Genomic DNA, 10,766 nt, shown 5'->3' with positions numbered 1-10,766 from the left:
TTCATATATGCTAAAATGTTTATATCCTTTTTTCATAAATTAACTCCTTTAATGTTTGTTGTCGTAACTACATTATATCGGTTTTTATGAAAAAAGGTCTTTTTTTATTTCAAGTGGTCGACTTGAAATGATTATACACCTTTTTATATAAACAAAAAAAGGGAGGAAGAAATGAAAAAAATATTAGCATTAATATTGTCAGTAGTTTTATTGACAGCAGTAACAAGCACAGAGGCCATGGCTTTTTGGGGGAAGAAAGATAAGAAGGAAAAAATAGTTTTATGGCTACCGCCTATCGGGGAAAATGACAAGGCTGTGTGGGAACCAATTATCAAAGAATATGAGAAAGCTAACAATATAGATGTTGAACTAGAGATCATCCCGTGGGAAAATTATTCTGAAAAATATGCTGCTGGGATTGCTTCGGGGCAGGGACCAGACGTAGGATATATGTATGCTGAGATGTTTCCACAATTTATAGAGGTGGGAGCAGTTGAAGATCTTACACCTTACCTTACAGAGGAAGATTATGAAAAATATATATACATCAAACATGGAAAGATGATGGGTGGTATGTATGGATTGGCTCTGGAAGCAGCTAACCCTGCAGTTATCTACTACAACAAAGATATCCTCGCATCTATAGGTGAAGATGTTCCTGTCACGTGGGAAGACTTTGTAAGAAGTGCAGTTAAGGCTACTAAAGATAAGGATAAAGACGGAAAAGCAGATCAATGGGGATTTTCTCAAGGATGGGGAGCACCTTATTTTGGAGATCTTAACTGGAACTGGTATGGATTCCTTTGGCAGGCTGGAGGAGATATATTTAATGATGATTTAAAAACTGTAAAATTTAATGATAAAGCCGGAGTTAAAACCGCTGAATTTTTAAAAGATTTAAAATTTAAACATGATATCCTACCTCCATATTATATGGCACAGACTAATAAAGAGATGTTACAAACGACATTTGGTCCTGGGAAATCATTATTTTCTATATATCTATCTTCAGCAGCAGGAGAGATCTTAGATAGATCATTCCCTAATTTAAACTACGGAATGATTCTTTCTCTTGAAGATGAAGATAAGGGAACTTTTGCATCAGTAGACCAGTTAGTACTCATGTCAGGAGCTAAAGATAAAGAATTAGCTTTTGGATTGATCCAGCATATGCTAAGTACTGAATCTATGACTAAATTTCACAAACATCATCCAAGAGCACCAATTACAAAGGGAGAACCATATCAGGGAGATCCAAGACTGCAAAAAATGATCGCAACTCAAGAGGGAGTATATAGACCCCTAGTAGTAGGTCCCCATGGAGTAGAAATATATGAATACCTTTGGAAGCAGCTTCAAATGATGATGGCTGGAGAAAAAAGTGCTAAAGAATCTTTAGATGAAGCAGCTGAATATTCTAATAGATTGTTAGCTAAATAATAAGGAGCTGGATATGCAAAACGTAGAAATTCTTTTGATCAATGAAAAACCGAAGAAAATATTTTGCATAAAAAAATTAGCAGGTAAGGGGAAGCCCTATGGTTTTATAGGGCCTCTCAGCCTCCTACTATTTACTTTTTATGTTATTCCTATCTTTCTTTCACTATACTTTAGTTTTACAGACTATAACATCATAAAAAAACCAGAATTTATAGGCCTTTCAAATTATAGAGATCTTCTTTTGGATAAAACCTTGAAGGCATCTATGGAAAATACTTTGCTATTCACATTAGGAGTAGTACCTGTTCAAACCATATTTTCTTTATTCATGGCTAGTTGGCTTGTGGGCAGAGGCAAAAGTAAGCTAACAGGGTTTGTAAAAGGAGCCATGTTTATTCCTGTGATCTCTTCTATGGTACTAGTAAGTATTGTATGGAGAATATTATTAAATGGAGAAGGATCTCCCCTCAATATGATACTCAGTATTTTAAATATAACTCAGCCTAATTGGTTAGGAGATTCGTCTATAGTGTTATTGGTTCTTATGGGAATAACAGTATGGAAGAATACAGGCTACTTTATGATCCTTTATATAGCTGGGTTGATGGAAATACCTAAAAACTATACAGAGGCTGCCAGAGTAGATGGAGCAGGCAGGTGGAGTATTTTTTATCATATAAGCCTGCCACTATTAAAACCTACAACAATAATGGTAGTTTTTTTAGGAATGGTCTGGTCTTTTCAAACTTTTGATCTTATCTATACCTTGACAGGAGGAGGGCCTGGAAATTCTTCTATGACCCTGGTGCTCCATATATATAACAATGCATTCAAAAATTTAAATGCAGGATATGCAATGACAATAGCCAATATACTACTTTTCTTTTCGGCTATTGGAGCTATAGTTCAGAAAAGTTTTTTAAAAAAAGAAAAATCAGAAGTTTATTAGGAGGAAAGGATGAAAAAACAATTAGGCAGACTAATTTTAATATTAATCTCCAGTTTTATGATAATTCCATTTCTCTATATGTTTGTGACATCTTTGAGAGTAACTTATACAGCTTATAACTTTAAGTTTGCTTTGGATGATTTGACACTCAAAAACTACAGAGAAATTTTTTACAACACAGATTTTATTATATATTTTTTTAACAGCTTATTTATCTCTCTCAGTGGAGTGGTATTGAATGTAGTATTTAGTTCTATGGCCGGGTATGCCTTTGCTAAACTTGAGTTTAAAGGGAAGGAAAAAATATTTTTCTTTATGTTATTGACCCTTATCATACCTTCTCAGGTAACTTTACTTCCCCTCTATGTAATAATGAGGCATCTAGGTTGGTTGAATACTTATCAAGCGCTAATACTTCCCCTTCCAACAGCTGTAGGAGTATTTATAATGAGACAGAGTATCCTAAAAGTTCCAAGAGATCTGATGGATGCTGCTAGGATAGATGGTTGTTCAGAATGGAGGATATTCGTAGAGGTAGTACTGCCTCTTATAAAACCGGCAATAATAGCTCTTTCAATATTCACATTTATAGGAGCATGGAATGAATTTTTATGGCCTCTTATAGCTACAACATCAAATTCCATGAGGACTCTTACTGTAGGGATGGCTAGTATGAATGCCCAATATACTGTAAATTATGGATTGGTCATGGCAGGAGCCACGATGACATTTTTACCTTCATTTATATTTTATATCCTCCTTCAAAGGCAGTTTGAAGAGGGGGTGGCACTATCAGGATTAAAGGGATAGAAACCATAGAGGTAAGGGGAACGAAGGAAAAAGAGGTACCCGAGGTAATCGATCTTATAAATTGTGTATTTAGAACTGATAGGGGAGATCTTCCCCATACAATGGAGAAAGAATTTCCCTTACTTCTTTCCCCTAGAAATGCAGAAAATATGAGAATAATAAAAGAAAAAGGGGAAGTGATTTCTGTGGTAAATTTTCTTCCCAAAAAGATTTTGATAGAAGGGACTCCTATATCGGGAGGATCTATAGGGGCTGTATGTACCCACTCTGATCATAGGGGGAAAGGCTATTCCACAAGAGTTTTAGAAGATGCGGAAAGAAGGATGAGGGAGACAGGAATAAATCTTTGCCTTATATCCAGCACGAGAAATCTATATAAAAAATGGGGAGCTGAAAGAGTGAAAAGTTGTAAGAGGTACAGAATTTTTGCTGGCCTGCTAGATCTAAAATATATTGTCAGAGAATATAGAGAAGGGGATCTAATGTCACTGAAGAAAATCTATAATTTACAGGGGACTAGATATTTGAGAGAGGGAGTAGATTTTGAAACTCTTATAGATTCAGGAACCCTTCCCTTTGGAGATATATCGTATAAGAGGTATGTGTTGGAAGATGAAAATGGTCTAAGGGGATATATAATTTTAAAAAAAACATCTGAAAAAATAGAAGTAAAGGAAGCAGGGGGAGAAAGAAGAGAAATATTTGATTCTCTGGCTTTTTTGGGAACAGAGCTGGGAGTATATAAAATAGACTATATTCTCTCTCAAGAAAAAAAAGTTCCTACAGGATATTTAGTAGAAGAAGAATATCAAGGAGGAAGCCTAAAAATAATAGATTTTGTTAAATTTATAGATGAATTAAGACCATACTTTAGGGAATATATTAATGATGAAGACGTTGATTCTTTTAAAGTCAAGGAATCAGATGGTAAATATCTACTGAGTTTAGAAGCAGAAAAAATGCAGATAGAATCCCATAAGGAACTTCTTAAATTAATTTTTGAGAAAAAAGAGAAAAAAAATATATCGGAGAGAAAATTGGAAGGATTTATAGATTTAGTATTTCCGCTTCCCTTTCCATGGACAGAAAATTTAAACTACCAATAGGAGAAATCGATGGATATACAATATAAACTTTATAATTCAGCATTCAAACATATAGACGGCAAGGATCTCCCCAAGGAAAATAAATTGAATTTAAGGGTATTAAAGGGTGAAAAATTTGCATTTCAGATAGCATTGACCAGTGAAGAAAATATACTGCTCTCTTTGGGCACTTATAACCATATAGGTTATAAGGGGCTGAAAAAAAGGATGAGGATAGACCTGGAAAAAAGAGAAAATGCAGACCTTAAAGGGTATTTTCTGGGATATGTAGCAGATGATGATTCGAAGACCCTCATAGCAGACCCCATATTAAAGAAGGAATACCTATACAATGAGGCAGATAAACCAACTATGATCTGGGTAGAGGGAAGAGTGGATAAAGAATATTGTGGAGATAACCTGAATATTACCATAAATTTATTTGGTCAGGAGGGGTATGGAGAGGAACAAAAAGAACAAACGATTACCTTAGATATTGCCATAGTAGATGAAGTACTACCTGAATTGAAAGATTCTGACTTTCATCTGGATCTCTGGCAGCACCTTTCATCTTGGGCAAGGATGTACGAGGTGGAATTTTGGAGTGATGATCACTTTAAGATAATAGAAAATTATACAGCAGAACTGGCTTCACTGGGAGAAAAGGTGATCACTGTGGTAGCCTCTGATTTTTCATGGGAGGGACAGGGGTGCTTTGAAATCGAAGAAAATTGTTCAAATCTTTTTGAACATAATATCATCGGAGTAAAAAAAGATATGGGAGGAAGGATACAATGTGACTTTACTGCCCTGGAAAGATATTTAGAGATTTGCTTTAAATATGGGATGAAAAAAGAGATTGATATCTTTGGTCTTTTGGCAAGCTGGCAGAGGACAGACTTTGGGAACCCTCTAAAGGACTACGATGACTATATAAGGATAAGTTTCTTCTCAGAAGAAAGTAGAACCCATGGCTACATAGATAATAAAAAAGATCTGGGAGAGTATATCTGTCAGGTATTTGAATTTTTTAGCGAAAAGAACCTCATGGACAGGGTAAGGGTGATCAGTGATATGCCTAAAAATCCAGAGTCCTTTAAAAAATGGTCAAAATTTTTAAAGGATTCAGCCAAAATGGACCTTTTAATAAAAACTGCCCTCCATGAAGATAGTTTCACCGATAGATTGGATGGTATTACAGATGTTTCTCTGTCTCTACCGTTATTATTAAAAAGTAAAAATATTTTAAATGAGATAGGGAAAAAAATAAAAGGGAAATTAACCTGGTATGTCTGCTGGTTTCCGGATAAACTAAACCACTTCATAAGTTCACCCCTTATAGAGAGCCGACTCACAGGATGGTATTCCTACTATATGGGACTCAATGGTTTTTTAAGATGGGACTACGCACTCTGGACAAGTAAACCCTTTGAAAATATCAGCTATAAATATCCCAGATGGAAGGCAGGAGATATGTTCTTTGTCTATCCCGGAAAAGATATGAAACCCATAAGATCTATAAGGTGGGAAAATCTAAGGTTTGGAATTCAGGATCAGGAGATCATGAAGATGGCTGAAAAGAAGATCGGAAGGGAAAAAATCAACCTGCTTCTAATGGAAGCTTTAGGAGATAAAAAAGATATGAAAGCGTTAAAAGAATTTTCTGTAGAGATGGATTATTCTGTGGACTATGAAAAATATATGGAAATAAAAAATCAACTTATAGAAGTAATAAAGAGGAGCTAAACTATGACTTTAATGGAATATATAAATAGAGAGGAAAGGGGATACCTCTTGCCATTTATGGGAGCCAACGGTCCTAATTATGGTGAGGAAAACTATGGAAGAGATATATGCTTCTCCCGAAGAGCAGCTGATGCTGGCAAAGAAGATGGATGAAAAATTTCCCAGTGATTTTATCTATGCTTTGGATGAAGGAAATATATTCTGTGATGTCTTGGGAGGTACTCTCAAAAAACCAGAGTATGACTTTTCCCTGGTAATGGACCACCCGATAAAAAATATGGAGGATTTAGAAAAATTAGAGATCCCAGATCCATATATGAATAAAAGGATGGGAACAAATTTAAAAAGTTTAAAGCTTATTTCAGAAAATATAGATAAACCGTTATTTGTATCGCTCCAGGGGCCATTTACCCTGGCTGTACAGTTAGCTGGAGCCACAGGATTACTCAAGGCAACTATAATCCTAACTTTGTAAAAAAGCTTTTGGAGTTTACAGGAGAGGTAGTGGATAGATATGCAAAGGCAATAGTAGGAGCGGGAGTAAAGATGATCTCTATAGCTGAACCATCTACAGTTATGCTAGCACCAAAAAAATTCCCGGTGATGGTAGTAGATAATTTAAATAAAATTTTTAAAGATTTAAACTGCTGGAAATGTGTACATATATGCGGGGATACAACTAAGATATATACTTATATATTAGAGGCTCCAGTAGATGCATTTAGTTTTGACCAAATAATGGATATGGAAAAAGTTATAGAAATTTTTCCTAAAGATAAAGTTGTTATAGGAAATATAGATCCTGTTTATATTTTGGGCAAGGGAAGTGTAGAAGAAGTTAAAGATGTTGTTTGTGATCTGAGTAAAAATATGAGAACATATAACAATTTTCTTATGGGATTTGGATGTTCGTGTACAAATGATACTCCTATTAAAAATTTAGAAGCTGTATCTAAGTGGGGGAGAAAAAACTAAGATTTTCTGACTAGTTTTTAATGACAAGTTGGATAAAAAATGGTATAAATTATATAACTAAATTTTTAAAGGAGAGAACTATGTTTAAATTAAGATTTAATTGAGCCTGAATAGGTTATAAACTTCTGGATGAAGTCATGATGGAACTTTTAGAATCTGAAAAAATGATATATTAGGTGACGCTTACCGCTTCAACATTATAAACACACATTTCTTTTCACTCTTTAACTTTCAACCCATTTTAAAATTATGATGGATATAAATAAATATATTAACGAGAAATTTTGACCTTAATACTTTATCTATTCCTAAAATAATTATTTCTGAAACAACTAGTTCCAACAATCATTATAAAAAAGCAACAAATAAAAAACAAAATATTACAATTAGCTATATCTAATTAATTAATATAGAAATATTTGTATTTTTTAATGCAAAAATATAAAAAAATCACAATACATATAAAACTATTGATTTATGATAGTTATTCATGTCAACTTTTTTTATGTAAAAAAATAAAAATAAAAGGGAGAAAAAATGACTAAAAAAGAATTTTTTGAAGAGATTAAAAATAATTTAATAGAGATGGAAGAAGATACTGTAGAAGAACTATGTAAAAAATCCCTGGAAATGGGAATACCGGCAAAGGAAACTATCCAGGAAGGTTTGATTGCAGGAATGGAAGTTGTAGGTCAGCTATATGAAGAGGAAGAATATTTTCTGCCTGAAGTGTTGATATGTTCAGACGCTATGAATATAGGGATAGATATATTAAAACCACATTTAGAAGGGGATGTATCCGCTGATAAAATAAGAGCAGTAATAGGTGTAGTAGAAGGAGATACCCACGATATCGGAAAGGAATTTAGTTAAAATCATGCTGGAAGCCGGCGGAATAGAAGTGTATGACTTGGGAAGAGATGTTGTCTTGGATGAATTTGTAAATAGAGCCAAAGAAGTGGAGGCTCATTTTATTATTATGTCTACCTTCATGACAACTACAATGGAAGGAATGAAAACAGTTATTGAAAAATTAAAAACCGAAGGGATGAGAGATTCTGTAAAGGTTGCTATAGGAGGCGGGCCTATCTCACAGAGGTTTGCAACAGAGATCGGAGCAGATTTGTATACCAAGGATGCCAATGAAGCTGTTAGAAAAATAAAAGAAATCCATGAGGTGGCATAGATGGAAATAAAAAAAGATATATTGACTGAAAAGCAAAGACTGATGGATGTCTTAAATGGGAAAAAGACAGACAGGCCGCCTGTTATCTGCCTGGGAGGGATGATGAACGCAGCGGTGACAGAAGTTGTAGAAGGGATGAAAAAAAATCATAACAGTGATGTAGATGCAATGGTAGAAGCTGCTGTAAAAGTACATGAAATAACAGGCTTTGAAAATTATGGAGTACCTTTTTGTATGACGATAGAGAGTGAACCTTTTGATGTGGAAGTGGATTTGGGAAGTAAATTAGTTGAACCGAGAATAACTAAATATAATGAGGATATTTTAAATCATTTAGATGAGATAAAAGTAAAACATTCTAAAAGGGCCTTGGTTGTGCTAGAAGCAATATCAAGGTTAAAAAATGATGAAGTTCCAGTAATTGGGAATATAACAGGTCCCATGAGTGTGGTGACATCCGTTATTGAACCAACGGACTATTATAAGATGATGAGAAAAGATAAGGTTATGGCTATGAAATTTTTAGAAGTAGTTACGGATTATTTAATCAAATTTGCTACTGAGAGGATAGAAAGTGGCGCGGATCTTATAGTCATGTTTGATCCTAGTGCCACAGGGGAGATCCTGGGGAAAAAGAATTTTGAAGAATTTATGATCCCTATGTATAAAAAGATCTCAGAAGCAGTACATGAAAAAGGAATAAAAATAATTATTCATATATGTGGCAAGAGTAAGAGTATTTTAGAGAGCTTAAATGAATCTGGAGCAGATTCTCTCAGTTTTGATTCGGCAGTAGGGATAAGGCAGGCTAAAGAAGTTATTCAAGTTCCAATCATGGGGAATGTGAGTACTCAGCTTTTAGATCAGGGAGAAGAAGATATGGTGAAATTACATACAGAGGCAGCTATAAAAGATGGAACCAGCATTATATCACCAGCCTGCGGACTGGCTATGAGTACACCTATTGAGAATTTAAAGGTTATGACAGATACAGTAAAAAAGGGTGAATATGAGTGAAAGATAAGTATAAGAAAGAGAATCTTGGTATGGTAAGGGTCAGATATAAAAATAAAGAAAGATTAGTAAAAAATGGAACGATATTAAGTGATGCCATAAGACTTATGGAGGAAAAAATAGAAACTCCCTGCAATTGCCTGGGGATCTGTAAAAAATGTCAGATAAAAGTAAGAGGAGATCTATCTCCTAAAGAAAAAATAGAAGAAAATCTGCCTAAAGACGTTCGGTTGGCCTGTATAACTATGGCATTGGGAGATGTAGAAATATTTAAACTTACAGACTCGGAACTAAAAATCCATGAAGAAGTGGTGAATTTAGATATAGATATTGAGGAGCAGGGGAAGGTCCTAGCCATAGATGTAGGAACAACAGGTGTTTCAGCCAGATTGATTGATTTGGATGAAAAAAGAATAACAGGAAATTATTCAGGTTTAAACTATCAGAGTGAATATGGAGCAGATGTATTATCTCGGATTACATATTGTATACAAAATGATGTTTTGGATCTACAAAATGCTATTTTAAGTCAAATAAGGGATATAATAAAAAAAGTTGGAACCGTAGACAGGATAGCCATTGCAGGGAATACTACGATGCAACATCTAATCTATGGAGAAAACCCTAAGTCACTTGCGATCTCACCCTATGAACCTGTATTTTTAGAGGAAAAATCATTTTTTATAGATGGTATAGAGACAACCTTACTTTCCAATGCTTCCAGTTATGTAGGAGCGGATATAGTTTCTGGTGTAGCAGTTATAAAATTAGAGGAAAATAATAATACCCTGTTTATAGATATTGGAACAAACGGTGAGATGGTTTTATCTATTGACGGGAAACTACACGAGACATCAACTGCTGCTGGGCCTGCATTTGAAGGTATGAATATAGAGTGTGGGATGAGAGCAGGAAATGGTGCTATTGAAGGTTTTGAGATAGTTGAGACAGGAAAATTTAAGATGAAAACAATAGGAGAGACTCCTACAGGAATATGTGGAAGCGGGTTACTCGATATCATGTCTGAATTTGTTAAACATAAGATTGTATTAAAAAGCGGGAGATTCAACCCCCGGATGAAGCCTGAATTTCAAGAGAAGTTAAGGGATAAAAAGTTTTATATAAGTGAAAATATTTATTTGAGTCAAGGGGATATCAGGCAGATACAATTAGCTAAGGGAGCTATTGCAGCCGGAGTAAAATTACTGCTTTTAAAAGTAGAAAAAGATATATCCGATATGGAAGAGGTAATAATAGCTGGATCATTCGGGTATCATCTAAATGTCGAAAGTATCTTAAATATAGGACTTATCTCTGATTTTAACGGTAAAATAACTTTTGCAGGAAATACATCATTAAATGGCTGTATAGGGTACTTAGTCAATAAAAAGGTGAGAGAAAAGATAAGAACTACAAAAATAGATGTGATGGAGCTATCTAAGAGTGCAAAATTTCAAGAAGTTTTTATAAAGGAGTTGGCGTTTTAATAACTCTTCCTGGTTTTCATTTAGATCGAGTGGCGTTGATGTTAGATTTTAAAAAGAAAAAAGTATCAAAATAA

Annotated in this window: 12 protein-coding genes; all 12 read left to right on the top strand. The window is 34.5% G+C overall.

All coding sequences use genetic code 11. The features are described 5' to 3' along the window. Positions 1–171 precede the first annotated feature (171 nt). The 12 genes from V5784_RS03690 to V5784_RS03635 all read left to right on the top strand — a co-directional run bounded on the left by V5784_RS03690 (position 172) and on the right by V5784_RS03635 (position 10,692). The gene (locus V5784_RS03690; protein WP_336887702.1) at positions 172–1,440 is read left to right on the top strand and encodes a sugar ABC transporter substrate-binding protein; all 1,269 of its coding nucleotides are present in this window, start codon (positions 172–174) and stop codon (positions 1,438–1,440) included. A gap of 13 nt (positions 1,441–1,453) precedes the next feature. After that, complete coding sequence (locus V5784_RS03685; protein ID WP_336887701.1) at positions 1,454–2,389, top strand: sugar ABC transporter permease; 936 nt, start codon at positions 1,454–1,456, stop codon at positions 2,387–2,389. Positions 2,390–2,398: 9 nt separating this feature from the next. Beyond that, on the top strand, positions 2,399–3,199 hold the full coding sequence (locus V5784_RS03680; protein WP_336887700.1) for a carbohydrate ABC transporter permease: 801 nt from the start codon (positions 2,399–2,401) through the stop codon (positions 3,197–3,199). Then, entirely contained in the window at positions 3,181–4,305 is a 1,125-nt protein-coding gene (locus V5784_RS03675; protein WP_336887704.1) for a GNAT family N-acetyltransferase, read from the top strand. Before V5784_RS03680 ends, V5784_RS03675 begins: the two co-directional genes overlap by 19 nt. A 9-nt stretch (positions 4,306–4,314) precedes the next feature. Beyond that, positions 4,315–6,030: a DUF4091 domain-containing protein gene (locus V5784_RS03670; protein ID WP_336887699.1), complete on the top strand. Its 1,716-nt coding sequence runs from the start codon at positions 4,315–4,317 to the stop codon at positions 6,028–6,030. Positions 6,031–6,033: 3 nt separating this feature from the next. Further along, on the top strand, positions 6,034–6,183 hold the full coding sequence (locus tag V5784_RS03665; RefSeq protein WP_336887698.1) for a hypothetical protein: 150 nt from the start codon (positions 6,034–6,036) through the stop codon (positions 6,181–6,183). Further along, entirely contained in the window at positions 6,125–6,505 is a 381-nt protein-coding gene (locus V5784_RS03660) for a uroporphyrinogen decarboxylase family protein (RefSeq protein WP_336887697.1), read from the top strand. The genes V5784_RS03665 and V5784_RS03660 overlap by 59 nt, the downstream gene beginning before the upstream one ends. Positions 6,506–6,534: 29 nt before the next feature. Further along, complete coding sequence (locus tag V5784_RS03655) at positions 6,535–7,005, top strand: uroporphyrinogen decarboxylase family protein (RefSeq protein ID WP_336887696.1); 471 nt, start codon at positions 6,535–6,537, stop codon at positions 7,003–7,005. Between the two features lie 537 nt (positions 7,006–7,542). Continuing rightward, complete coding sequence (locus tag V5784_RS03650) at positions 7,543–7,878, top strand: B12-binding domain-containing protein (RefSeq protein WP_336887695.1); 336 nt, start codon at positions 7,543–7,545, stop codon at positions 7,876–7,878. Positions 7,879–7,882: 4 nt separating this feature from the next. Further along, positions 7,883–8,191, top strand: coding sequence for a cobalamin-dependent protein (locus V5784_RS03645; protein WP_336887694.1), 309 nt, complete (start codon positions 7,883–7,885; stop codon positions 8,189–8,191). Beyond that, on the top strand, positions 8,192–9,208 hold the full coding sequence (locus tag V5784_RS03640) for a uroporphyrinogen decarboxylase family protein (protein WP_336887693.1): 1,017 nt from the start codon (positions 8,192–8,194) through the stop codon (positions 9,206–9,208). Continuing rightward, positions 9,205–10,692, top strand: a complete 1,488-nt coding sequence (locus tag V5784_RS03635) for an ASKHA domain-containing protein (RefSeq protein WP_336887692.1) — start codon at positions 9,205–9,207, stop codon at positions 10,690–10,692. The genes V5784_RS03640 and V5784_RS03635 overlap by 4 nt, the downstream gene beginning before the upstream one ends. Positions 10,693–10,766 lie beyond the last annotated feature (74 nt).

Origin of the sequence: Psychrilyobacter sp., assembly GCF_037132775.1 — a bacterium.
GTDB lineage: Bacteria > Fusobacteriota > Fusobacteriia > Fusobacteriales > Fusobacteriaceae > Psychrilyobacter.
Note: the sequence above shows the minus strand (reverse complement) of the source record. Positions and strands in the feature narration are given on the sequence as shown.

Coding starts and splice junctions, on each gene's coding strand:
- V5784_RS03690 (WP_336887702.1), top strand. CDS start 172: ATGAAAAAAATATTAGCATTAATATTGTCAGTAGTTTTATTGACAGCA.
- V5784_RS03685 (WP_336887701.1), top strand. CDS start 1,454: ATGCAAAACGTAGAAATTCTTTTGATCAATGAAAAACCGAAGAAAATA.
- V5784_RS03680 (WP_336887700.1), top strand. CDS start 2,399: ATGAAAAAACAATTAGGCAGACTAATTTTAATATTAATCTCCAGTTTT.
- V5784_RS03670 (WP_336887699.1), top strand. CDS start 4,315: ATGGATATACAATATAAACTTTATAATTCAGCATTCAAACATATAGAC.
- V5784_RS03665 (WP_336887698.1), top strand. CDS start 6,034: ATGACTTTAATGGAATATATAAATAGAGAGGAAAGGGGATACCTCTTG.
- V5784_RS03660 (WP_336887697.1), top strand. CDS start 6,125: ATGGAAGAGATATATGCTTCTCCCGAAGAGCAGCTGATGCTGGCAAAG.
- V5784_RS03650 (WP_336887695.1), top strand. CDS start 7,543: ATGACTAAAAAAGAATTTTTTGAAGAGATTAAAAATAATTTAATAGAG.
- V5784_RS03645 (WP_336887694.1), top strand. CDS start 7,883: ATGCTGGAAGCCGGCGGAATAGAAGTGTATGACTTGGGAAGAGATGTT.
- V5784_RS03640 (WP_336887693.1), top strand. CDS start 8,192: ATGGAAATAAAAAAAGATATATTGACTGAAAAGCAAAGACTGATGGAT.